We start from the raw sequence: 21,848 nt of genomic DNA on the forward strand, positions 1-21,848 counted from the left end.
GGCTAGGTGGTCGAGACCGTCGCCCGGCCTCGGAGAACCGCCATGACAGACGCGAACGCCGTCATCCTCCGCGCGTTCGGCGCCCCCGAGGCGATGCGCCTCGAAGCCGTCGACCTGCCCCCGCCCGGACCGGGCGCGGTGCTCCTGCGCCAGACCGCGATCGGCTTCAACTTCATCGACGTCTACCAGCGCAAGGGGGTCTACCCGCTGCCGCTGCCGACCGGGCTCGGCCACGAGGCCACCGGGCGGATCGAGGCGCTGGGCGAGGGCGTCGCGGGGTTCCGGGTCGGCGACCGGGTCGCCTACATGAACGCGGGGCTCGGCAGCTACGCCGACCGGCGCGTCGTGCCGGCGGACAAGCTGGTGGCGGTCCCCGACGCGGTCTCGGACGAGGACGCCGCCGCCCTGCTGTTCAAGGGGATGACCGCGCAGTACCTGCTCCGGCGCACCCACGCGGTCCAGCCGGGCGAGATGGTGCTGGTCCATGCCGCGGCCGGCGGCGTCGGGCAGATCCTGTGCCGCTGGGCCAAGGCGCTCGGCGCCACCGTGGTCGGCACCGCGGGATCGGCGCAGAAGTGCGCGGTGGCGCGCGAGGCCGGCTGCGACGTGGCGATCGACTATTCGCAAGGGGGCTGGCCCGAGGCGCTGCTCGCCGCCACCGGCGGCCGCAAGGCGCGGGTCGTCTACGATTCGGTCGGCCGCGACACCTTCCTGCATTCGCTCGACCTCGCCGCGCCCTTCGGCCTCGTGGTGCTCTACGGCGCCGCCTCCGGCCCGGCGCCGGCGATCGAGCCGGAGCTGCTGAACAAGAAGGGCTGCCTCTTCCTCACCCGCCCGTCGGTGTTTCCGCACAATGCCGACCCCGCGGACCTGCGGGCCAACGCGGCCGAGGTCTTCGCCGCCATCGCCTCGGGGGCGATCGTCGCGCGCATCGGCGCGCGGTTCCCGCTCGCGGAGGCGGTCGCGGCGCACCGCGCGGCGGAGGCACGCGAAACGACGGGATCGATCCTGCTGCTGCCGTGAGGCACGCCGCCCGTCAGGTCGCCCGCACCACCACCTCGACCAGGTTCGGCGCGCCCGACCGGATCCCGTCCTCGATCGCCGCCGCGATGTCGGCCGCCCGGGTCACGCGCCGCGCCGGCACGCCCATCGAGGCGGCCAGCGCGACGAAGTCGATGCGCGGATCGACGAGGTCCATGGCGATGAAGCGGTTGGCGCGCACCGACGCGTAGTGGGATTGCGACTTCATTTAGTTCTTCAGGATGTTGTACTCGGCGTTGTTGATCACCACGAAGGTCACCGGCAGCGCTTCGTGGGCGGCGGTCCACAGCGCCTGGGGCGAGTACATCGCCGCGCCGTCGCCGACGACGCAGACCACCGGCGCGCGGTCGAGGCCGAGCGAGGTGCCGACCGAGGCCGGCATTCCCCAGCCCAGGACGCCGCCGCGCATCGAGGCGTACTGGTGCGTCCTGTCGCTGTGCAGGAAGGTGCGCAGATGCGCCATCGTCGCCGGCGCCTCGTCGACGATGGCGGTGTCGGCGCCGACGGCGCGGGCGATCTCGCGGGCGGCGACCAGCGGCGCGATCACCGGGTCGGCGAAGGCGGCGTCGGCCGCCTCGGTCAGCTTTCCGCGACGGGCCGCGTAGATCCGCGCGGCCGCGACCCGCAGCTCGGCATAGGCGTCGGCCCGCTCCGCGAGGCGCGGCCTCAGGAGCGGCAGCAGCGCGTCGAGGGAGGCGCGCACGTCGCCGACCATCGAGAGGGTGGTCTCGTAGGTGCGCCCGAGGTCGCGCACGTCCGCCGAGAGCTGGAACACCTGCGTGCCGGCCGGCACCGCCGAGCCTTCCGTGTAGAGCACCGTGATCAGCGACTTGCCGCCGAGCGCGAACACCGCGTCGTAGGCGCCGAGGATGCCGGCGATCTCCGTGGCCTTGGTCGGCAGGTTCCCGGCCCAGAGCGGATGCGCGGTGGGGAAGGGGATGTGGGCCGGCCAGGACGAGCCGTAGACCGGCGCGCCGAGGAGGTCGGCGAGCGCCACGGCCTGGCCGGAGGCGTCGCTGGCGTCGATCTCGTCGCCGGCGATGACGGCGAGGCGCCCGGGCGCCACCGCGGCGAGGTGGTCGGCGAGCCGCTCGAGCGAGCCCGCCACGGCGCAGCGGTCGATCGTCGAGACGCCGCCGGCGGGCGCGGCGGTCATCGCCTCCATCACGTCCATCGGCAGCGACAGGAAGACCGGGCCCGAGGGCGCGGCCGAGCAGTCGTGGAAGGCGCGCCGCAGCAGGATCGGCAGCTGGTCGGCGTTGGTGACCTCGCGCGCCCACTTCACGGCGGGCGTGGCGAGGCTGACGAGGTCGCCGAACAGCAGCGGATCGGTGATCGCGTGACGCGAATCCTGCTGGCCCGCCGTCACCACCAGCGGCGTGCCCGAGACGTGGGCGTTGATCAGGTTGCCGAAGCCGTGGCCGAGGCCGCCGGCGGTGTGGAGGTTGAGGAAGGCGGGCCGGCGCGCGGCATGCGCGTAGCCGTCGGCCATCGCCACCGCGCTCGCCTCCTGCAGCGCCAGCACGTAGGCGATGTCGGGGGTCTCGGTGAGCGCGTCGATCAGCGGCAGCTCGGTGGTGCCGGGATTGCCGAAGATGTAGCGGACCCCCTCCGAGCGCAGCACCTCGAGCAGCACCATCGCCCCTCGGCGGCTTCCGCGCGCGTCCACCGTCGCAATCGCCATGGCCGTCCTTTCCGTCCCGTCGCGCGGCCGAGGCTACGCCGATGGCCGCACGGGGCAACCGCCCGGCGCGGTCAGAGCGCCAAGTGGGCCGCGACCGCCGAGGCGGCGCGCACCGCTCCCTGCGAGGCGCCCGTCGCGTAACGGATCGCGTGGCGCGCGACGCGGTTGCGCACCCGGCGGACCGCCCAGGGCAGGGCGGTCTCGGTGGCGAGCGCGCGGGCGTAGAGGCTGGATCGCAGGCTCGCCGCGTCGCAGGCGACCTTGACCGGGTCGGCATAGAACGCGGCGACTTTGTCGGCACCCATGCCGGGCGTCGCGAGCCAGCCCGGCAGGTGGGCGTCGGCCAGTTGCCGCACGTCGGTCAGCACCTTGCCGATCCCGGTCCCGGGAATCGGGCACGCGGTCTGGAACGCGTCGCCGACGAGGACCACCCCGTCGCGGACGTGGCCCTCGGCCCGCATCAGGTCGATCGGGCGCACCTCGACCGAGCCGGCGACGGCGAGGTCCGGGCAATGGGCCGCGAGCCCCGGCATCAGCGCGCGCAGGGCCGCCTCCGGCTCGGCGCGAAACGCCTTCGTCCAGGGGGCGTTCGGCTGCTGGTAGCCGAACAGGTTCGCCCGCATGGTCTCGCCGAGCGGGAACAGCGTCAGGTAGGCGTCGCGCCCGCCGAACCGTTCGGAGAAGTAGGTCATCGCCCGAAACGGGAAGGCGTCGCGCGGCGCCGCCATGTCGAAGCCGACGGCCAGCGAGTGGCGTTCGCCGATCACGCGCCGGACGATCCCGGCCTTGCGGCGCAGCACGTCGCCGAGCCCCGTCGCCAGCACCACGAGGCGGCCGGCGAACCGGCGCCCGTCGCCGAGGGTGACGACCTGCCGCTCCGGGCCGAGATCGAGGTCGGCGACCCGGCCGACGGTGAGCAGCCCGGCGGGCAGGTCGGCGCGCAGGGCGTTGATCAGGTCGGGATAGGCGGCGCCATACTCGGTGTTGCGCTCCCAATGCGCGAGGCTGCCGAAGCGCACGACCCGGACGGTGTCGGTCCTCGTGGTGCACCCGCGGGCGGCGGCGCCGAACCCGAGGGACTCGAACAGCGACATCTGCGCGGAGCCGTACTTCTCGGCGCGGAAATCGTGCGGGTGGACGGCGTGGGTGTCGATCAGCGCGACGCTGCGGCCGTCGCGGGCGAGGCGGCCGGCCAGGCAGGTTCCGGCCAGGCCGGCGCCGATCACCACGACATCGAAGCAGTCCGTCTCAGCAGGCATGGCGAGCACATCCCTCCGGCAGGGGCGCCTTCGACACGCCCGCACGGTACAGAAGTCGCAACCATCCCGAAAAGAAGATCCTTGCGTAGTTCTTCGCGATCAACCCTTCGTGACCAGCGAGAAACATCGTGGCAATGTTCTACCGAAGGTAGAGATCGCGTCGCGCCTTCATCGACGACGACATGGTGCGGTCTGTTCAGGCGTCGCGACCGTCGCGCAAGTGCGTCACGAATTCCTGCGCGAAGGTCGGCAAGCCTTCGTAGCTGCGCAGGCACAGGGTCAGGGCGCGCGTCGCCCACGGCTCGACCAGCGGCACGACGGCGATGTCGAGGCCGCGGGCGACCCGCCGGGCCATGCTCTCGGGCACGATGCCGACGCCGACGCGGGCATCGACGAGGCGGCAGACGGCGTCGAACCCGCGCAGCTGCACGCGCAGGCGCATCGGGCGCCCGACGCGCGCCGCCTTGTCGGCGAGAAACCGGGTGAGCGCGCTCGCCCGGTCGAGACCGACGAGGTCGTGCGCCAGCACCTCGGCGAAGGCGACCGCCCCGCGCCCGGCCAGGGCGTGCCCGCGCGCCGCCACCAGCACGAAGCGGTCCTGTCGGAACGGGAAGGTCTCGAGGTCGCCGGTGTCGACCGTGCCCGACAGGATGCCGAGGTCGGCCTGCCCGTCCGCGACGAGGCCGACGATCTCGTCCGAGGTGTGCTCGTCGATCTCGACGCTGACCCCGGGGTTCTTCGCCAGGTAGGCGGCCAGCGCATCCGGCAGGAATTCGGTGAGCGCGTTGGTGTTGGCCAGGACCCGGATCTGCCCGACCGTGCCGCCGGAGAAGGCCGAGAGCTCGCCCTGCATCCGCTCGATCGCGGCGATCAGCCCGCGGGCATGCGCCAGCAAGGCCCGCCCGGCCGGGGTCGGCGTGACGCCGAGACGGGTGCGGGTGAGCAGGGCGGCGCCGAGCGAGGTCTCCATTGCCCGGATCCGCGTCGAGGCGGCGGCGAGCGCGAGGTTCGCGCGCGCCGCCCCGTGGGTGATCGAGCCGGCCTCGACCACGTGGCGGAAGAGGGTGAGGTCGGACAGGTCGAAGCGCATCATCGCCGGGCTTCCTTACGCGGGCCGCGAAGCCGCTGCCGGCGCCACCGCGATGCACGAGCGACTGCGAAACGCGCGCTCCCGACGCTCAGCCTTCGCCGATCGCGAAGGCATCATCAAGGAAATCCGTATTGCGAACCGTTCCAATCGGGCCCCTAACCATCGGGCGGATCGAACAGGGTAGGGGCAGGGCGGCATGGGAGGCGGGACGACGATCTGGGCGACCGGCGCGCTGCTCGTGCTCTGCATGGGCCTCTGGGCGACGGCGCTGCTGCCCGAGATCGTCACCGCGCTGCTGTTCTTCGCCCTCGCCATGCTGCTCAAGCTCGGCACGGCGGCGACGGTGTTCTCCGGCTTCGCGGCCTCGGCCTTCTGGCTGGTGATGTCGGGGATGGTGGTCGGCCTCGCGATGACGCGGACCGGCCTCGGCGCACGCCTGGCGCAGGGGCTGAGCGGCCGGCTCTCGGGCTCCTATCCGCGCCTCGTCGCCGGGCTCGTGGGGTTCAGCTTCCTGCTCGCCTTCGTGATGCCGTCGAACCTCGGGCGCATCGCGCTGATGATTCCGGTGACCCTGTCGCTTTGCGACGCGTTCGGGCTGGCGCCCGGGCGGAAGGGCCGGATCGGCGCGGTGATGGCGGTCGGGCTCGCGACCCCGATCCTGTCGGCGGCGATCCTGCCCGCCAACGTGCCGAACCTGGTGATGGCCGGCGCGGCCGAGCGGCTCCAGGGCCTGCACCTCACCTACCTGCCCTATCTCTGGCTGCACGCGCCGGTCCTGGCGCTGGTGAAGGGCGTGCTGCTCGTGGCACTCCTCGTGACGCTGTTCCCCGACCGGCTCGAATCCGGTGCCGCGGCGCTGCCGGCCCTGCCCCCGGCCTCGCCCGCCGAGCGCCGGCTGGCCGCGATCCTCGTCGGCACGCTGGCGCTATGGATGACCGACGGGCTGCACGGCATCGCCCCGGCCTGGGTCGGGCTCTCGGCCGCGGTGATCTGCCTGATGCCGCGGATCGGCGTGCTGCCGGCGGACGCCTTCGCGCAGGTCTCGCTGCGCACCTGCTTCTACATCGCCGCGCTGCTCGGCCTCGTGGCGGTCGTCAACGAGACCGGCTTGGGCGAGCGGCTCGGCCACGCGCTGCTGGCGGTCGCGCCCCTGAGCCCGGGCGCGACCGTGCAGAACTTCGCGGTGCTGACCGGCATCGCCACGGCGCTCACCCTCGTGGTCACGGCCAACGGCGCGCCCGCGCTCTACACGGCGCTGGCGGGCGAGATGGCACAGGCCAGCGGCTGGCCTGTGCTCGACGTGGTGATGGTGCAGGTGCTCGGCTACGCGACGCTGTTCTTCCCGTATCAGGCGCCGCCCATCGTGTTCGCGCGCGAGCTCGGCGGCGTGTCGCTGAAGGACGCGACGCGCGCGACCTTCGCCTACGGGGTCGCGACGCTGCTGGTCGCCGCGCCGCTCGACTACCTCTGGTGGCGGCTGATCGGGCGACTGCCATGAGAAGGATACGTGTCGCGAGAACGGCGCCCGCCGTGCCCGGCGGCAGGCGATATCCCGACGAAATCGTCATCTCCGTCCTGCCATGCCGCATTGCGGCGAAACGCTCGGGCCTCTAGCGCTACAGATTAGAGACGGTCCAATTCCAAGATCGACCCGGTTCCGAGAACGACACGAGGCCTCCCGCACGATGGCACCCACCGCACGCCCCACCGTCGCCCAGCCGCTCTCGCCGCATCTCCAGATCTATCGCTGGACCTGGACGATGGCGATGTCGGTGTTCCACCGCATCACCGGCACGGCGCTCTACGGCGGCACCGCGCTCGTCGCGATCTGGCTCGTGGCGCTCGCCTCCGGCCCGGCGGCCTACGCCTGGGTGGCGTGGTTCTTCGGGTCCTGGATCGGGCGGATCGTGCTGTTCGCCTACACATGGATTCTGCTGCACCACATGCTGGGCGGCCTGCGGCACTTCGTGTGGGATGCCGGATACGGCTTCGACCGCGACAAGCGCATGGCGCTGGCCCGCGCCACCCTGATCGGCTCGGCGACGCTGACCATCGTCGTCTGGGCCGTCGCCCTTCTGGCGCGCTGAGGAGTTCCCGCCATGGCCAAGGCCAAGATCCTTCAGAACCCGCAGGTCTCGATCCGCACGCCCCGCGCCCGCGTCCGCGGCCTCGGCGTCGCCCACCACGGCGTCGGGCATTGGTGGATGCAGCGGCTGACCGCCGCCGCCAACGCGCCCTTGATGCTCGCCTTCGTGGTGATCATCGCGCTGATGGCCGGCCGCTCCTACGCGGAGGCGGTGGCCCTGGTGTCGCACCCCTTCGTCGCGATCGTCCTGATCCTCGCCGTGACCTCGGTCGCGATCCACATGCGTCTCGGGATGCAGGTGATCATCGAGGATTACGTCCACAGCCCGGGGCTGAAGATCGCCGCGGTGTTCGCCAACAACTTCTACGCGGTCGTCGTGGCCGTGGCCTGCCTCTACGCGATCCTGCGCGTGGGGCTCGGCCGCCTCGTCTGACCTGCTACTCGCGATCTTGAAGGAGCCTTCCATGGCCGCCAACGGACAGAACGGGCAGGGACCCGCCTATCCCATCACCGACCACACCTTCGACGTGGTGGTCGTCGGCGCGGGCGGCGCGGGCCTGCGCGCCACCGTCGGCTGCTCCCAGGCGGGCCTGCGCACCGCCTGCATCACCAAGGTGTTCCCGACCCGCTCGCACACGGTGGCGGCGCAGGGCGGCATCTCGGCCTCGCTCGGCAACATGGGCCCGGACGACTGGCGCTGGCACATGTACGACACCGTGAAGGGGTCGGACTGGCTCGGCGACCAGGATGCGATCGAGTATCTCGTGCGCAACGCTCCCGCGGCCGTCTACGAGCTCGAGCACTGGGGCGTGCCGTTCTCGCGCACGGAAGAGGGCAAGATCTACCAGCGCCCGTTCGGCGGCATGACCACCGATTACGGCAAGGGCACCGCGCAGCGCACCTGCGCGGCCGCCGACCGCACGGGGCACGCGATGCTCCACACCCTGTACGGGCAGGCGGTGAAGAACCAGACCAACTTCTTCATCGAGTACTTCGCCCTCGACCTGATCATGGACGACGAGGGCCGCTGCCGCGGCGTCATCGCCATGGACCAGGCCACCGGCGAGATCCACCGCTTCCGCGCGCAGATGGTGATCCTCGCCACCGGCGGTTACGGCCGCTCGTACTTCTCGGCGACCTCGGCCCACACCTGCACCGGCGACGGCAATGCCATGGTGCTGCGTGCCGGCCTGCCGCTGCAGGACATGGAGTTCGTGCAGTTCCACCCGACCGGCATCTACGGCGCCGGCTGCCTGATCACCGAGGGCGCCCGCGGCGAGGGCGGCTACCTGACGAATTCCGAGGGCGAGCGCTTCATGGAGCGCTACGCCCCGTCGGCCAAGGATCTCGCCTCGCGCGACGTGGTCTCGCGCTCGATGACCATGGAGATCCGGGCCGGCCGCGGCGTCGGCAAGGGCAGCGACCACATCTTCCTGCACCTCGACCACCTCGACCCGGCGATCCTCCACCAGCGCCTGCCGGGCATCTCGGAATCCGCCAAGATCTTCGCCGGCGTCGACGTCACCAAGGAGCCGATCCCGGTGCTGCCGACGGTGCACTACAACATGGGCGGCATCCCGACGAACTATCACGGCGAGGTGCTGACCTTGCGCGACGGCAACCCCGACACCGTCGTGCCCGGCCTGATGGCGATCGGCGAGGCGGCCTGCGTCTCGGTGCACGGCGCCAACCGCCTCGGCTCGAACTCGCTGATCGACCTCGTGGTGTTCGGCCGCGCCGCCGGCCAGCGCTGCGCCGAGATCGTCGAGCCGAACGGCCGGCCGATGGACCTGGCCAAGGATTCCGCCGACAAGGCGCTGACCCGCCTCGACCGCTTCCGCTACGCCGACGGCTCCACGCCGACCGCGGACCTCCGCCTCGAGATGCAGAAGACGATGCAGAACAACTGCGCCGTGTTCCGCACCGGCGAGGTGCTGGAGGAGGGCAAGGGCCTGATCCACAAGGTGTGGTCGGCATCCGCCGACATCCGCATCACCGACCGGTCGCTCGTCTGGAACACCGACCTGCTCGAGACCCTCGAGTTCGACAACCTGATCGGCCAGGCGGTCGTCACCATGGAATCGGCCGCCAACCGCGAGGAATCGCGCGGGGCGCACGCCCGCGAGGACTTCCCCGACCGCAACGACAAGGAGTGGATGAAGCACACCCTGTCGTGGCTCGACGAGAGTGCCCACCGGGTGAGCATTGATTACCGCCCGGTCCACACCTACACGATGTCGAACGAGATCCAGTACATCGAGCCGAAGGCGCGCGTTTACTAAGCTGCGCGCTTCGGAAAGCCGATCGGCGGGACCGCGTTCCCGATGCGTCTTGCCGATCGTTGCTTCGATCGACTCTAGCGGAAGCCAACGACAGCCATGGCCGAATTCTCCCTCCCCAAGAACTCCCAGATCACCGAGGGCAAGTCCTGGCCCGCGACGACGGGGGCCAAGAACCTCAAGGAGTTCCGCGTCTACCGCTGGAACCCGGACGACGGGAAGAACCCGCGGATCGACACCTATCAGGTCGACCGCGACGATTGCGGGCCGATGGTGCTCGACGCGCTGCTGTGGATCAAGAACAAGGTCGACTCGACGCTGGTGTTCCGCCGCTCCTGCCGCGAGGGCATCTGCGGCTCCTGCGCCATGAACATCGAGGGCCAGAACGCGCTCGCCTGCACCATGGGCATCGACGAGTGCCAGGAGCACGCGAAGGGCCGCAAGACCGCAGCGGTAAAGATCTATCCGCTGCCGCACATGCCGGTGCTGAAGGACCTCGTCCCCGACCTGACGAACTTCTACGCCCAGCACGCCTCGGTCGAGCCCTGGCTCAAGACCGACACCCTGGCCCCCGAGAAGGAGTGGCCGCAGACGCCCGAGGACCGGGCCAAGCTCGACGGGCTGTACGAGTGCATCCTGTGCGCCTGCTGCACCACCTCGTGCCCGAGCTACTGGTGGAACGGCGAGAAGTTCCTCGGCCCGGCGGCGCTGCTGCAGGCCTATCGCTGGCTGATCGACAGCCGCGACGAGAACACCGGCGACCGCCTCGACGCGCTGCACGACCCGTTCAAGCTCTATCGCTGCCACACGATCATGAACTGCGCCAACACCTGCCCGAAGAGCCTGAACCCGGCCAAGGCGATCGCCGAGATCAAGAAGATGATGGTCGAGCGCACGGTGTGATCCGGCGGGGCAGCCGACTGAGGCCGCCCCGCCACACTCGGCCCGAAAAGCCCCGCGCGCGGGCCCTCCGAAGACCGTTCCCCGACCGGCCGCCTTGCGGGCATCGCAATTGCCCCCGACGCAAGGGCTCGCAAGGGGCGCCGCACGTGCGCCGGGGAAGCCGAGACCGATGCCGCGTCAGTACCGTTCGACGATCGCCCTCCTCGCGCTGGCGGCAGGGCTCGGCGCCTGCGCGTCCCAGCGCTTCGACGGACCCCGCGTCCGCGGGCCGGCACAGCAAGCCGCCATCGACAACATCGCCCCGGCGATGCCCTCCGGCGCCGTGACCTCGGCGCCGCTCGCGCCGCCGCCCGGTGCCACCGCCGCGCCGGACGAGGCACCGATCGGCGCGCAGGCGTCGATCGCCCCGCCGGCCTCCAACGTCATCCCCGAGCCGGTGGTCGCCCCGCCCCCGGCCCCGCCGGTGGTGGCGAGCGGGCGCGCCTCGGTGGTCGGTGCCTGGGACGCCAAGGACGCGACCGGCGGAAGCTGCAAGGTGACGCTCTCGAGCGCGCCGGCCCTCGACCTTTACAAGGCCTCCGCCGCCGGCTGCCCGAACAAGGATCTGGCCAAGGTCACGGCCTGGGATTTCCGCGACGGCGAGGTCTACCTGTACCAGCAGGGCGGCACGGTGGCCGCCCGCCTGCGGCAGGGCGGCGGCGCCCTCGACGGCGCGCTCACCAAGTCCGGCGCCTCCCTCGCGCTGGTGCGCTGAACCGGGAGGGCCCGCGCACCGGGGCTACGGGTTCACCCGCAGCCCGAGCAGGAAGGTGTTGTCGGAAAAGCTCGCCGTCGCCGCCGTGCTGGTGATCTCCTGGTAGAGGTAGGTGCCGCGCAGCGTCAGCCAGCGGTTGAAGCGGTAATCGAGCCGGGCGGTGGCCGAGAAGCCGGTCTCGCGGATCGACACCCCCTGGTAGTCGTTGCGGAGGTAGGCGCCGCCGACGATGATCGAGAGGTTGCGCAGGAGGTCGTGCTGCACCTCCAGCGTCGCCGTCTGGGTCAGGATGCCGCTGGAGCCGGGGACCGTCGTCTCGGTGACGCCGGCCTGCGCGTTCAGGCGCACGGTGGTCAGCGGGGTCGCCGCCCAGACCAGGGCGGCTGCGAGGATCGGCGCGTCGAGGCCGCGCAGGCTCGGGTCGACGTAGGTCCGGTGCTGCAGGCCGCCCGAGATCTCGCCGCTGATCGAGCGGGTGAAGTTCACGGTCGCGCCGACCGAGGCGGCGATGCCGTCGGAATCGCGGCGCAGGCCGCTGGTGTCGCGGCGCAGGTCGTAGACCCGCGTGTCGGCGAGCAGCTCGACGAAGGGGCTGATCTCCGGCGTCACCTCGTAGGCCGTGCGCAGGCGCATGCTGTACTGGTTCTGGTTGCGGTCGGCCTGGCTGATCACCGTCCCGTCCGACAGCCGGGCATCCTCGAACTCGGAGCGGTCGACCGAGCCGCGCAGGGACACCGAGAGCCGGTTGAAGGTCTCGGTCGCGCCGAGCGAGGTGCCGTAGGTCGCGACGATCGGCCGGTTGGTCGCGGTCACGGCCTGGAGGTTGGGGCTGCCGGTGCGTTGGGTGTCGACGAGGAAGCGGGTCTCTGCGTCGATCCGCAGGTCGCGGTTGGCGTCGATCCGCAGGCGCACGGTGCCGGCCGCGTTCGGGCGGCTCGCCGCCTCGTTCTCCGGCGTCTCGAGGTAGCCGGCGCGCAACTCGCCGGCGAGCTCGCTCCGCGACCAGTCCGAGCGGAAATTCAGCTCCCCCTCGCTCCGGAGCGCGACCGAGCCCTTGGCGAGCGACGGCGTGGTCTGGTCCGGGTTGGTGTCGTAGCCGAGGCTCTGGGTGAAGGACGGAAGCACCGTGAAGCTGCCGAGCCTGATCCCGAGCGGCGCGTAGGCGTCCTCGGTGGCGATCGGCCGCCGCAGGCTGTTGGTCAGCAGCGCCCCCGGCGTGAGGACGCCGCTCAGCGGGTTGATCAGCGGCAATCCCGGCGCCTGCGGCCGCGGCGCCTCGGCCGGCAGTGGCACGCCGACCACCGGGTTCTGGATCACCGGCGAGAGGCGCAGGGCCGGCACGGGGATCTGGGTGACGTCCTGGGTGTAGCGCTTGGTCGCCGTCCCCAGGCGTCGGGGCGGCGCCGCGCGCTGACGCAGCAGGCTGATCGGGGCGCGGTTGTTGGTGCCGGACGTGGCGCCGCCGGTGCGGCTGCCGGAGGAGCGGACCCGGGTGTCGAGATTCGAGGCGCCGGCTTCGGCCCCGGTCGGCCCCGACAGGCTGGCGCCGCCGGAGGTGAGGCCGCCGGAGGATTCGCCGCCCGCCGCCTCGCCGGAATTGCCGTTGCCGAGGCGGGGCGGGCCCTCCGACAGGCGGTTGCGGCGCAGCACCGGCAATCCGTCCTGGCCGGGATCCTGCCCGATGCCCGGGTTGTCGGGCTGGCCGGCGACGGGGCTCAGGGATTCGAACCGCGTTGCCTGCGCCTGCGCCTGGCCGGGGAGGGCGATCGCGACGGCGGCCGGCAGGCCCGCGAGCAGCAGCGCGAGGCCGCAGGCAAGGCCCGCCTCCCGTCGCGCATGCCCCTCGCCCTCCAAGCCCAGCACCGGATCCCGACTCCCCTGGCTGGGCGCGTGCGAAGACGACCGTCGCACCGCTTCCGCGTGGTTAACGAAGGCTAGCCGGGCGTGGTTAATGCAGCGTCAACGGCACGGGCGGCGGAGCATCGTAGGAGACAGGATCCACCGGCGGATCGCCGCCGCCGATGGATCGAGGCGCGGGCAGGGTCTATAAGCGGCCGGACATGTCCGCCCCGCAGCCCGTCCGCCGTCTCGACCCGGTCCTCGTCGACCGCATCGCCGCGGGCGAGGTGGTCGAGCGGCCGGCCTCGGCGGTCAAGGAGCTGGTCGAGAACGCGATCGATGCCGGCGCCCGCAGCATCGCGGTGACGATCGAGGCCGGCGGCCGGCGGCTGATCCGGGTGGTCGACGACGGCGCCGGCATGTCGCCGGACGACCTGCTGCTCGCCGTCGAGCGCCACGCCACCTCGAAGCTGCCGGGCGGCGACCTGACCCGGATCGACACGCTGGGCTTCCGCGGCGAGGCGCTGCCTTCGATCGGCGCGGTCTCGCGGCTGTCGATCACCACCCGCACGGCGGACGCGGATTCGGGCGCGGCGCTCACCGTCGAGGCGGGCCTGCGCGGCGCGGTGCGCCCGGCGCCGGCGGCGCGCGGCACCCGGATCGAGGTCACCGACCTGTTCTCGGCGACGCCGGCGCGGCTGAAGTTCCTGAAATCCGACCGCGCCGAGAGCGCGGCGGTCTCCGACATTTTGCGCCGGCTCGCGGTGGCGCAGCCCGCGATCCGCTTCACGCTGACGAGCGAGAACGGCACGCCGCTGGTGCTGCCGGCCCTCGCCGGGGCCGAGCCGGACGACGCGACCGCGAGCCTCGCCCGGCTCGCGCAGGTGCTGGGATCGGACTTCGCCGCGAACGCCCTGCCGGTGGCGATGGCGCGGGAGGGCTTCTCGCTCACCGGCCATGTCGGGCTGCCGACCTTCCACCGCGGCGCGGCCAACCACATCCACTTCACGGTGAACGGCCGGCCGGTGCGCGACCGCCTGCTGCTCGGCGCGGTGCGCGGCGCCTATGCCGACACCCTGCGCTCCGACCGGCATCCGGTGCTCGGGCTGGCGATCGCCTGCGAGCCCGGCCTCGTCGACGTCAACGTCCACCCGGCCAAGACCGAGGTGCGGTTCCGCGATCCGGGGCTGGTGCGCGCGCTCGTCGTCAGCGCGATCCACGAGGCGCTGCGCCGCGGCGGGGCGCGGGCCTCGACCGGCGTGGCGGCCCGCACCCTCGAGGCCCTGCGTCCCTCGGGCGGCATCCCGTTGACGCAGCATGGCGGGACGGCGAGCCCGAGCCTGTTCCAGAGCGCGCGGACCGGCCTGTTCCGCCCGGGCACCCCGTCCGTCGCGGCCCCGTCCGGCTTCCACCGGCCGGCGCCGGATCGGCCGCACGGCTTCGGCGAGCCGGCGCAGGCACCGCTGGCGCCGGACGGCGCGGCCGACGCCTTTCCGGATCCGATGGCCGACCTGGCGCCGCCCGCGGCCGACCTGCGCAGCCTCGACGGCGCCGAGGATGCCCTCGACCATCCCCTCGGCGCCGCGCGGGCGCAGCTGCACGAGACCTACATCGTCGCGCAGACCCGCGACGGCGTGGTGATCGTCGACCAGCACGCGGCGCACGAGCGCCTCGTCTACGAGCGGATGAAGCGCGAGCGCGCGGCGGGCGGCATCCTGCGCCAGGGCCTCTTGATCCCCGACGTGATCGAGATGGCGCCCGAGGCCGCCGAGCGGCTGGCCGCGGCCGCCCCCGAGCTCGACCGGCTCGGCCTGACGCTGGAAGCGTTCGGCCCCGGGGCGGTGCTGGTGCGCGCGGTGCCCGCGGCTTTGGCCGGCGCCTCGGTGCGCGACCTCGTCGCCGACATCCTCGACGCGCTGGACGACAGCGGGGTGGAGGAGGGCGGGGCCGGGGCCCTGGAGGACGGCCCGCTCGGGCGGCGCCTCGACGCGGTGCTGTCGCGGATGAGCTGCCACGGCTCGATCCGCGCCGGAAGGCGCCTGCGCCCGGAGGAGATGAACGCGCTCTTGCGCGCCATGGAGGCGACGCCGAATTCCGGCCAGTGCAACCACGGCCGCCCGACCTACGTCGCCCTCGGCCGCCACGACATCGAGCGGCTGTTCGGGAGACGCTGAGCGGGGTGGCGCCCGGTCAGTCCGGGATCGCGAACCCGATCGACTGGCACAGGATCGCGACCATCGTCACGCCGCCGGCGACGAGCCCCATCCGGTCCGGGCGCGCGGGCGCCGACGGCGCGGCGCCGAGACGCAGCTCGTCCTCGTAGCGTGCCAGGATCCAGGCCTGCAGCGACGGTGCGGTCAGGGCGAGCCAGGCCCACAGGCCGATCGCCACGAAACCCAGGGCCTGTCCGCCATAGGTGAAGACGTCGTCGATCATGGCGCTCTCGGAGCGAGCACCCCCTCGCCGCGAACCTAGCCCAGCCGTCCGGCACCTGGAAAGCCCGGTCGGGGTTCGACCGCGTCGCCGACGCGCCTTTCGCGTGCGCTCGCACACGGATCAGCCTATGACACGCCCGACATCCGAACAACCCGGCGCCTTCCCGATGACCGCACTCGCAGATCTGTCCCCCGCCGAACTGGCCGCGCGCTACGCGCAGGCGCAGGGCGCCTACGAGGCGTTCCGCGCCCGCGGGCTCAAGCTCGACATGACCCGGGGCAAGCCCTCGCCCGAGCAGCTCGACCTCGCGTCGGGCATGCTGGCGCTGCCCGGCAACGGCGACCACACCACGGCGTCGGGGGAGGATGCCCGCAACTACGGCGGCCTGCAGGGCCTGGCGGAGGCGCGCGCGCTGTTCGGGCCGGCGCTGCTCGGCGTGCCCGCGGAGCAGGTGGTGGTGGCCGAGAACGCGAGCCTCGCCGTGATGCACGACTGCATCGTCTGGGCGATGCTGAAGGGCGTGCCGGGCTCGGAGCGCCCGTGGTCGCGCGAGGAGGCGCCGGCCTTCCTCTGCCCGGTGCCGGGCTACGACCGCCACTTCGCCCTGTGCGAGGAATTCGGCATCCGCATGCTGCCGGTGCCGATGACGCCGGACGGGCCGGACATGGAGGTGGTCGAGGCCCTCGTCGCCGACCCGGCTGTGAAGGGGATGTGGTGCGTCCCGAAATACTCGAACCCGTCCGGCGAGATCTATTCGGAGGAGACCGTCCGGCGGCTCGCCGCGATGAAGGCCGGCGCCCCGGACTTCCGCCTGTTCTGGGACAACGCCTACGCCGTCCACCACCTCACGCCCGAGCACCACGCGATCCCCGACATCCTGGAAGCCTGCCGGGCGGCCGGGCAGCCGAACCGCGCCTTCATCTTCGCCTCGACCTCGAAGATCACGCTCGCCGGCGCGGGTCTGGCCTTCTTCGCCGGCTCCCCCGACAACGTGCGCTGGTACCTCGCGCGGGCGGGCAAGCGCACGATCGGCCCGGACAAGCTGAACCAGCTCCGGCACGTCCGCTTCCTGCGCGACGCGGCGGGGCTCACCGCCCACATGGAGCGCCAGCGCGAGCTCCTCGCTCCGAAGTTCTCCGCCGTCACCGAGGCGCTCGCGCGGCACCTGACCGGGACGGACGTGGCCTGGAGCCGGCCCGAGGGCGGCTACTTCGTCAGCGTGGACGCCGGCGTCGGCACCGCCGAGCGCATCGTCGAGCTGGCCAAGGGCGCCGGCATCGGCCTGACGCCGGCCGGCGCGACCTTCCCCTACGGCCGCGACCCCCGCGACGCGGCGCTGCGGCTAGCGCCGTCCTATCCGAGCCTGTCCGAGGTCCGGGAGGCGGCGGAAGGGATCGCGCTCTGCATCCTGCTCGCCGCGCTCGAATCGGAGCGGGCGGTGCGCGCGGCGCCGCAGGAATGAGCGGCCTGCTCCGGGCGGCCGGCTTCCTCGTCCTGGTGGCGACGCTGCCGGCCTGCGCCGCGCCGCGCGCCGCGCGCGTCGCGTCCTGCGACGGGCTGACCGCCGCGATGATCCGCGCCACCGGCGCCTCGCTCGCCGGCCGCGCCGGCACGCGCGCGGTGTTCCGCGCGACCGATGCCGAGCGCATGAGCCTCGATTGCCGGGCGCCGGCGCGGATGGTGTTCGCCTCCCGCGACCGCGAGCCGGAGCGCGGCTTCTACGAGCTGATCGGCCAGGCGGCGCGTGCGCTCGCCGGCGCGGACGCCGAGACCGCCGAGGTGCTGGCACGGCAGGTCCACCAGGATTCGCTGCTGGCCGACGCACCGCGCCAGGGCGTCGCCGGCAAGGCGGCCCTGCGCTGCGAGACCGGGCCGCGGGCCGACGCGCTGGCCGGCGACCTCACCGTCTGCGTGCTGGTGCCGAACCGGCCGCCCGCCCTGCGCCGCAAGGCCGGACTTTCGCGGGAGGCTCCGGCGGGCTAAGCCTCCGGCCATGCCCGATTCCACCGACAGCCCAACGCCCAGGACCGTCCGCGCCGGCACGGTCGCCTTCGGCAACCACCTGCCGCTGGCGCTGATCGCCGGCCCGTGCCAGCTCGAGAGCCGCGACCACGCGCTCGAGATCGCGGCCGCGCTGAAGGAGATGGCGGAGTCCCTCGGGATCGCCCTCGTGTTCAAGGCCTCGTTCGACAAGGCGAACCGCACCTCGGGCGGCGCCGCCCGCGGCATCGGGTTGTCCGGCGCGCTGCCGATCTTCGCCGAGATCAAGGCGCGCTACGGCCTGCCGGTGCTCACCGACGTGCACGATGCCGGGCAGTGCGGGCCGGCGGCCGAGGTGGTCGACGTGCTCCAGATCCCGGCCTTCCTGTGCCGGCAGACCGACCTGCTGCTGGCCGCCGCCGCCACCGGCCGCGTGGTCAACGTGAAGAAGGGCCAGTTCCTCGCACCCTGGGACATGCAGCACGTGGCCGCCAAGGTCACCGGGGCCGGCAACCCGAACGTGATCGTCACCGAGCGCGGCGCCTCGTTCGGCTACAACACCCTGGTCTCCGACATGCGCAGCCTGCCGATCATGGCCGCGGTCACGGGCGGCGCGCCGGTGGTGTTCGATGCGACCCACTCGGTGCAGCAGCCGGGCGGGCAGGGGGGAAGCTCGGGCGGCGAGCGCCGCTTCGTCGCCGTGCTGGCACGGGCCGCCGTCGCGGTCGGCGTCGCGGGTGTCTTCATCGAGACCCACCCCGATCCCGATCGCGCCCCCTCCGATGGCCCCAACATGGTGGCGCTGCGGGACATGCCGGCGCTCGTGTCCGAGCTCCTGGCCTTCGACCGGCTGGCCAAGGCGCACGCGTAAGGCTCAGGACGTCGTCGCCGCCACGAGGACGTGCGCACGCAGCGGCTGCGACAGGACGTGGCGCCCGCCCGCATCCGTCTCGGCGGCGGCCGCGAAGGCGTCGGCGATCGCCGACGCGTTGTCGCGGATCGCGGCCCGCCGCGCCGGATCGACCGCCGCCACGCGCTCGAGGAAGGCGTCGCGGTCGGCGAAGGCCTCGCGACGCACGAACCTCGTGTCGGACAGGCAGAGGAACGCCCCGGCCGCGATCGCTGCGGCGATGGCGCCCTGCGCCGCGGCGCGGATCGCGGTCTCGTCCTCGACCGGCTTGAGCGCCGAGAAGAAGCTGCCCTCGGCCAGCGGCTCGACCACGACGATCCGGCCGCCCGGTGCGACGACGCGGGCCGCCTCGTCCAGCGCCGCGCGCGGGTCGGGAACGTGGTGCAGGGCGTTGAGGATGACCGCGCCGCCGAAGGTCCCGTCGGAGAACGGCAGGGCCTCGGCGGAGCAGATCTCGAAGGCGCAGTCCGGCGCCCGGCGCCGGGCCGCCGCGACCGCCGCTTCGCCGGGGTCGATCCCCGTCACCCGCGCGCCGTGGCCGGCCAGCGCAGCCGACATCGCCCCGGGGCCGCACCCGATATCGACGATGCGGCGCCCCGCGATCGGCGAGAACGCGTCGAGGACGAGCGAGAGGGTATCCATGGGGCAAGGTCCGGTCCGGGCGTTCCGGAGCACCATCGCGGGGCGGCCGGCACGGTGCAACCGCCGCGGGGCCGCGAGCGGGAACGCCGCGATCATCCGGCTGCAGCGGCCCGCGGGTTCTGTCGGGGCGTTACGAACGCGCCGCTTCGTGATCGCGAGATCAATCGTCGCGCCTGTTCACCCGTCCATCCCCCTGATAGTTTCCCGCTCATCACACGCATTCGGTTCTCGCAGCAGGCATCCATCACCGGAGGTCCTGATCGGCGTCACCTGCGACCGAACGATCATTCCCACGGAAGAGCGGATGCCGTATCTGTGGGATAAAATCCCACGGATATGTCCCGCAATGCCGCGCTTCACCATCGACCTGCATGACGGCGCGCACTTCGTGCGCGACACCGAGGGCTTCGATCTGCCCGATGCGGATGCCGCGCGCGAGAAGCTCGTCCGGATCATGTCGAAGATCGCGCAGGGCTTCGCGGCCGTCCCCGAGCGCCAGGACTACCTCGCGGTGGTCCGCGACGAGCACCGGAAGGTCGTCTTCCGGGCCCGTCTCTCGCTGGACATCGAGACGTTCGACGTCGGCTGAGCGCCGAGGATGGACCCTCGCGCGGCGCCGGCCGGGCATCGGCGCGTCACCGCGGCGTCGCGGGGCCGGCGGCCGAGCGCCTGGCGATGTCGACGACCTGCTCGGGCGTCGGCGGGTGCCCGCCGATCGGCCGCCGCATCCGCCGAGGCCGGTGCCTGCCCCTCTCCGGGCGGAACCGCGCCGTCTCCGGTGCCCGAGCCCTCGCGCTTGATCGCGCGGGTCGGCGCGGCGATGATCGCGGCCATGTCCGACATCGGTGATCCGCCCGCGGCGCGAACGCCGCCGCTCGTCTCGACCCGGGCGGCGACGTCGATCGTGATCGCCGACATGGTCGGGGTCGGCGTCTTCACCAGCCTCGGCTTCCAGGTCACGGACATCACGTCCGGCTTCACGCTGCTGCTGCTGTGGTTCGTCGGCGGCGTCGTCGCCCTGTGCGGGGCGTTCAGCTACGCCGAGCTGGCGGCGATGTTTCCCCGCTCCAGCGGCGAGTACAACTTCCTCACCCGCGCCTACGGCCCCGCCTTCGGCTTCATGGCCGGCTGGCTCTCCGCGACGGTCGGGTTCGCCGCGCCGGTGGCGCTCGCGGCGATGGCGTTCGGCCAGTATGCGCAGGCGATCCTGCCGGGGACCCCGCCCTTGCCCCTCGGCCTCGCGGTCGTCTGGGGGGTGACCGCCATCCGCCTGGTCGGGGGCCGCCACGGCGATGCGATCCAGGTCGGCTTCACGCTGCTGAAGCTCGCGCTGATCGTGCTCTTCATCGTCGCGGGCTTCGCCGGCGGCGGGGGCGGGTCGACCGACTTCGCGCCGAGCGCCGCCGACCCGGGCCAGATCTTCAGCGCGAGCTTCGCGGTGAGCCTCGTCTTCGTGATGTACGCCTACACGGGCTGGAACGCGGCGACCTACATCGTCGGGGATCTGGCCGATCCGCCGCGCAGCCTGCCGCGGGCGCTGTTCGTCGGGACGGGCGTCGTGCTCGTGCTCTACGTCGCGCTGAACGCGGTGTTCCTCTACACGACGCCGACCGCGGAGCTCGCCGGGCAGATCGAGGTCGCCCTGATCAGCGGGCGCCACGTGTTCGGCGAGGCGGGCGGGCGGCTCGTCGGCATCCTGATCTGCCTCGGCCTGATCCCGACGATCAGCGCCATGATGTGGATCGGGCCGAGCGTCACCGTGGCGATGGGCGAGGACGCGCCCTTGCTGCGCGTGTTCGCGCGGCGCGCCCGCACCGGCGTGCCCGTGGCCGCGACCCTGCTGCAGGCCGTCGTCGCGAGCCTGCTGCTCCTCACCCGCAGCTTCGAGGCGGTGCTGGAGTTCATCCAGTTCAGCCTGATCCTGTGCTCGTTCCTCACCGTCCTCGGCGTGATCAGGCTTCGCGTCACCCGGCCCGACCTGCCGCGGCCGGTCCGCGCCTGGGGCTATCCGGTCACGCCGCTGATCTTCCTCGGCGTCACGCTGTTCATGCTGGTCCACCTGGTCGCCTCGCGACCGCTCCAGTCGCTCGCGGGCTTCCTCCTGATGCTGGCCGGCCTGCTGCTCTTCGTCGTCGCGGACGGGCTGGCCCGGCGCGGGGACCGGACGCCGATGCGATGAGGCCGCTCGATCCCGAAGCCGATGCGTGCGACGCGAGGCCGGCCGAGACCGCTGGCGCGCACCGTTCCCGAAGCGCGATCACGGCGTCGAGGCGGCGCCCGGCTTGGTCGCGCGCAGCACGTCGAGCCGGTACTCGGCGGTTCGCGACTGCGCCAGCACCCGCGCGAAGCCCTTCGCGCCGGCGATGAAGCCTTCGGCCGCGTCGTCGCCGGAAAGCGGGTAGTGGGTGACGCCGAGCCAGTGCACCAGCACGATGTCGGCCTCGGGCAGCACCGCGTTCTCCACCCGTGCGACGAGACGCGCGAGATCGGCCCGGTCGAGGTAGTAGGCCACCTCCGAGATCACGATCAGGTCGAACCGCCCGTCGGGCCATTGCCCCGGAACGGCGGCGAGCTGGAAGCGCGCATTCGCGCAATCGGCGCAGCGGGCGCGGGCCGCCTCGATCACGGAGGGAACCACGTCGAGCCCGACCACGGCATCGCAGCGCTGGCAGAGCTGGTGCGTGAACACCCCGATCGAGCAGCCGACATCGAGGGCGGACGCGTAGCGGGGCCGGGGCAGGGCGGCGAGCGTCGCCTGGTACTTGGCACGCTCGTAGGCGCTCGAGGCGAACTGCCAGGGATCGGCCTCGGTGGCGTACATGCCCTTGAAGTAGTCGGTGTCGAGGGACTTCGCGCGCCGGCCCGTCTCCGTCACAGCCGGCCCTCCCGCCTCGCTCTCCGCACCCGCGTCGGCCGTCATCCCGAGCAGCGTGCCGGCGACGACG

General features: G+C 72.6%; 19 protein-coding genes and 1 pseudogene. 13 read left to right on the forward strand and 7 right to left on the reverse strand.

What is annotated here, in order from left to right; genetic code table 11:
* Positions 1-42 precede the first annotated feature (42 nt).
* Complete coding sequence (locus tag MKK64_RS15695) at positions 43-1,023, forward strand: quinone oxidoreductase family protein (RefSeq protein ID WP_243935822.1); 981 nt, start codon at positions 43-45, stop codon at positions 1,021-1,023.
* 13 nt (positions 1,024-1,036) lie between these two features.
* Here the strand turns inward: MKK64_RS15695 and MKK64_RS15700 are convergent.
* From MKK64_RS15700 to MKK64_RS15710, 3 genes and pseudogenes are all read right to left on the reverse strand, one after another.
* A pseudogene (locus MKK64_RS15700) lies at positions 1,037-2,725 on the reverse strand (thiamine pyrophosphate-binding protein).
* A gap of 71 nt (positions 2,726-2,796) precedes the next feature.
* Positions 2,797-3,984 carry an FAD-dependent oxidoreductase gene (locus MKK64_RS15705; protein WP_243935823.1) on the reverse strand — a complete coding sequence of 396 codons (1,188 nt, stop codon included), beginning with the start codon at positions 3,982-3,984 and terminating at the stop codon, positions 2,797-2,799.
* A gap of 196 nt (positions 3,985-4,180) precedes the next feature.
* Entirely contained in the window at positions 4,181-5,077 is an 897-nt protein-coding gene (locus MKK64_RS15710) for a LysR substrate-binding domain-containing protein (protein WP_187275534.1), read from the reverse strand.
* A gap of 193 nt (positions 5,078-5,270) precedes the next feature.
* Between MKK64_RS15710 and MKK64_RS15715 the strand changes: the two genes are divergently transcribed.
* The 6 genes from MKK64_RS15715 (at position 5,271) to MKK64_RS15740 (ending at position 11,096) form a co-directional block, all read left to right on the forward strand.
* Complete coding sequence (locus MKK64_RS15715) at positions 5,271-6,572, forward strand: SLC13 family permease (RefSeq protein WP_243935824.1); 1,302 nt, start codon at positions 5,271-5,273, stop codon at positions 6,570-6,572.
* A gap of 187 nt (positions 6,573-6,759) precedes the next feature.
* A complete protein-coding gene (sdhC, locus tag MKK64_RS15720) occupies positions 6,760-7,161 on the forward strand; it encodes a succinate dehydrogenase, cytochrome b556 subunit (protein ID WP_243935825.1) in 402 nt (133 codons plus the stop codon).
* Between the two features lie 12 nt (positions 7,162-7,173).
* Complete coding sequence (sdhD, locus tag MKK64_RS15725) at positions 7,174-7,593, forward strand: succinate dehydrogenase, hydrophobic membrane anchor protein (protein WP_147727560.1); 420 nt, start codon at positions 7,174-7,176, stop codon at positions 7,591-7,593.
* A gap of 31 nt (positions 7,594-7,624) precedes the next feature.
* A complete protein-coding gene (gene sdhA / locus MKK64_RS15730) occupies positions 7,625-9,442 on the forward strand; it encodes a succinate dehydrogenase flavoprotein subunit (RefSeq protein WP_243935826.1) in 1,818 nt (605 codons plus the stop codon).
* 96 nt (positions 9,443-9,538) lie between these two features.
* Positions 9,539-10,342, forward strand: coding sequence for a succinate dehydrogenase iron-sulfur subunit (locus tag MKK64_RS15735; RefSeq protein ID WP_147727562.1), 804 nt, complete (start codon positions 9,539-9,541; stop codon positions 10,340-10,342).
* Between the two features lie 169 nt (positions 10,343-10,511).
* Positions 10,512-11,096, forward strand: coding sequence for an AprI/Inh family metalloprotease inhibitor (locus MKK64_RS15740; RefSeq protein WP_243933827.1), 585 nt, complete (start codon positions 10,512-10,514; stop codon positions 11,094-11,096).
* Positions 11,097-11,120: 24 nt separating this feature from the next.
* Here MKK64_RS15740 and MKK64_RS15745 read toward each other — a convergent pair whose 3' ends face one another.
* Positions 11,121-12,950 carry an outer membrane beta-barrel protein gene (locus MKK64_RS15745; RefSeq protein ID WP_243935857.1) on the reverse strand — a complete coding sequence of 610 codons (1,830 nt, stop codon included), beginning with the start codon at positions 12,948-12,950 and terminating at the stop codon, positions 11,121-11,123.
* A 206-nt stretch (positions 12,951-13,156) separates the two neighbouring features.
* On the opposite strand from MKK64_RS15745, the gene mutL reads away from it, so the two are divergent.
* Positions 13,157-15,109: a DNA mismatch repair endonuclease MutL gene (mutL, locus tag MKK64_RS15750; protein ID WP_243935827.1), complete on the forward strand. Its 1,953-nt coding sequence runs from the start codon at positions 13,157-13,159 to the stop codon at positions 15,107-15,109.
* 16 nt (positions 15,110-15,125) lie between these two features.
* On the opposite strand, the gene MKK64_RS15755 is transcribed toward mutL, so the two are convergent.
* Positions 15,126-15,371 carry a hypothetical protein gene (locus MKK64_RS15755; RefSeq protein WP_147844588.1) on the reverse strand — a complete coding sequence of 82 codons (246 nt, stop codon included), beginning with the start codon at positions 15,369-15,371 and terminating at the stop codon, positions 15,126-15,128.
* Positions 15,372-15,537: 166 nt separating this feature from the next.
* Between MKK64_RS15755 and MKK64_RS15760 the strand changes: the two genes are divergently transcribed.
* Genes MKK64_RS15760 through kdsA form a run of 3 tightly spaced genes read left to right on the forward strand, consistent with a single transcriptional unit; the run spans position 15,538 to position 18,222 of the window.
* The gene (locus tag MKK64_RS15760) at positions 15,538-16,833 is read left to right on the forward strand and encodes an aminotransferase class I/II-fold pyridoxal phosphate-dependent enzyme (protein WP_243935829.1); all 1,296 of its coding nucleotides are present in this window, start codon (positions 15,538-15,540) and stop codon (positions 16,831-16,833) included.
* On the forward strand, positions 16,830-17,354 hold the full coding sequence (locus MKK64_RS15765) for a hypothetical protein (RefSeq protein WP_243935831.1): 525 nt from the start codon (positions 16,830-16,832) through the stop codon (positions 17,352-17,354). Before MKK64_RS15760 ends, MKK64_RS15765 begins: the two co-directional genes overlap by 4 nt.
* Before the next feature lie 10 nt (positions 17,355-17,364).
* Positions 17,365-18,222 carry a 3-deoxy-8-phosphooctulonate synthase gene (kdsA, locus tag MKK64_RS15770; protein WP_243935832.1) on the forward strand — a complete coding sequence of 286 codons (858 nt, stop codon included), beginning with the start codon at positions 17,365-17,367 and terminating at the stop codon, positions 18,220-18,222.
* A gap of 3 nt (positions 18,223-18,225) precedes the next feature.
* Here kdsA and MKK64_RS15775 read toward each other — a convergent pair whose 3' ends face one another.
* Positions 18,226-18,903 (reverse strand): class I SAM-dependent methyltransferase, encoded by a 678-nt coding sequence (locus MKK64_RS15775; RefSeq protein ID WP_243935833.1) that lies wholly within the window; start codon positions 18,901-18,903, stop codon positions 18,226-18,228.
* A 346-nt stretch (positions 18,904-19,249) separates the two neighbouring features.
* Here MKK64_RS15775 and MKK64_RS15780 point away from each other — a divergent pair, with 346 nt between their 5' ends.
* A complete protein-coding gene (locus tag MKK64_RS15780) occupies positions 19,250-19,492 on the forward strand; it encodes a DUF6894 family protein (RefSeq protein WP_147729487.1) in 243 nt (80 codons plus the stop codon).
* Between the two features lie 243 nt (positions 19,493-19,735).
* The gene (locus MKK64_RS15785; protein WP_243935834.1) at positions 19,736-21,082 is read left to right on the forward strand and encodes an APC family permease; all 1,347 of its coding nucleotides are present in this window, start codon (positions 19,736-19,738) and stop codon (positions 21,080-21,082) included.
* Positions 21,083-21,160: 78 nt separating this feature from the next.
* Here MKK64_RS15785 and MKK64_RS15790 read toward each other — a convergent pair whose 3' ends face one another.
* The gene (locus MKK64_RS15790; protein WP_279593216.1) at positions 21,161-21,823 is read right to left on the reverse strand and encodes an SAM-dependent methyltransferase; all 663 of its coding nucleotides are present in this window, start codon (positions 21,821-21,823) and stop codon (positions 21,161-21,163) included.
* Between the last annotated feature and the right edge of the window lie 25 nt (positions 21,824-21,848).

The sequence above is a fragment of the Methylobacterium sp. E-025 genome (assembly GCF_022829705.1).
In the GTDB taxonomy this organism is placed as follows: Bacteria; Pseudomonadota; Alphaproteobacteria; order Rhizobiales; family Beijerinckiaceae; genus Methylobacterium.

Coding starts and splice junctions, on each gene's coding strand:
- MKK64_RS15695 (WP_243935822.1), top strand. CDS start 43: ATGACAGACGCGAACGCCGTCATCCTCCGCGCGTTCGGCGCCCCCGAG.
- MKK64_RS15705 (WP_243935823.1), bottom strand. CDS start 3,984: ATGCCTGCTGAGACGGACTGCTTCGATGTCGTGGTGATCGGCGCCGGC.
- MKK64_RS15710 (WP_187275534.1), bottom strand. CDS start 5,077: ATGATGCGCTTCGACCTGTCCGACCTCACCCTCTTCCGCCACGTGGTC.
- MKK64_RS15715 (WP_243935824.1), top strand. CDS start 5,271: ATGGGAGGCGGGACGACGATCTGGGCGACCGGCGCGCTGCTCGTGCTC.
- sdhC (WP_243935825.1), top strand. CDS start 6,760: ATGGCACCCACCGCACGCCCCACCGTCGCCCAGCCGCTCTCGCCGCAT.
- sdhD (WP_147727560.1), top strand. CDS start 7,174: ATGGCCAAGGCCAAGATCCTTCAGAACCCGCAGGTCTCGATCCGCACG.
- sdhA (WP_243935826.1), top strand. CDS start 7,625: ATGGCCGCCAACGGACAGAACGGGCAGGGACCCGCCTATCCCATCACC.
- MKK64_RS15735 (WP_147727562.1), top strand. CDS start 9,539: ATGGCCGAATTCTCCCTCCCCAAGAACTCCCAGATCACCGAGGGCAAG.
- MKK64_RS15740 (WP_243933827.1), top strand. CDS start 10,512: ATGCCGCGTCAGTACCGTTCGACGATCGCCCTCCTCGCGCTGGCGGCA.
- mutL (WP_243935827.1), top strand. CDS start 13,157: ATGTCCGCCCCGCAGCCCGTCCGCCGTCTCGACCCGGTCCTCGTCGAC.
- MKK64_RS15755 (WP_147844588.1), bottom strand. CDS start 15,371: ATGATCGACGACGTCTTCACCTATGGCGGACAGGCCCTGGGTTTCGTG.
- MKK64_RS15760 (WP_243935829.1), top strand. CDS start 15,538: ATGACCGCACTCGCAGATCTGTCCCCCGCCGAACTGGCCGCGCGCTAC.
- MKK64_RS15765 (WP_243935831.1), top strand. CDS start 16,830: ATGAGCGGCCTGCTCCGGGCGGCCGGCTTCCTCGTCCTGGTGGCGACG.
- kdsA (WP_243935832.1), top strand. CDS start 17,365: ATGCCCGATTCCACCGACAGCCCAACGCCCAGGACCGTCCGCGCCGGC.
- MKK64_RS15775 (WP_243935833.1), bottom strand. CDS start 18,903: ATGGATACCCTCTCGCTCGTCCTCGACGCGTTCTCGCCGATCGCGGGG.
- MKK64_RS15780 (WP_147729487.1), top strand. CDS start 19,250: ATGCCGCGCTTCACCATCGACCTGCATGACGGCGCGCACTTCGTGCGC.
- MKK64_RS15785 (WP_243935834.1), top strand. CDS start 19,736: ATGTCCGACATCGGTGATCCGCCCGCGGCGCGAACGCCGCCGCTCGTC.
- MKK64_RS15790 (WP_279593216.1), bottom strand. CDS start 21,823: ATGACGGCCGACGCGGGTGCGGAGAGCGAGGCGGGAGGGCCGGCTGTG.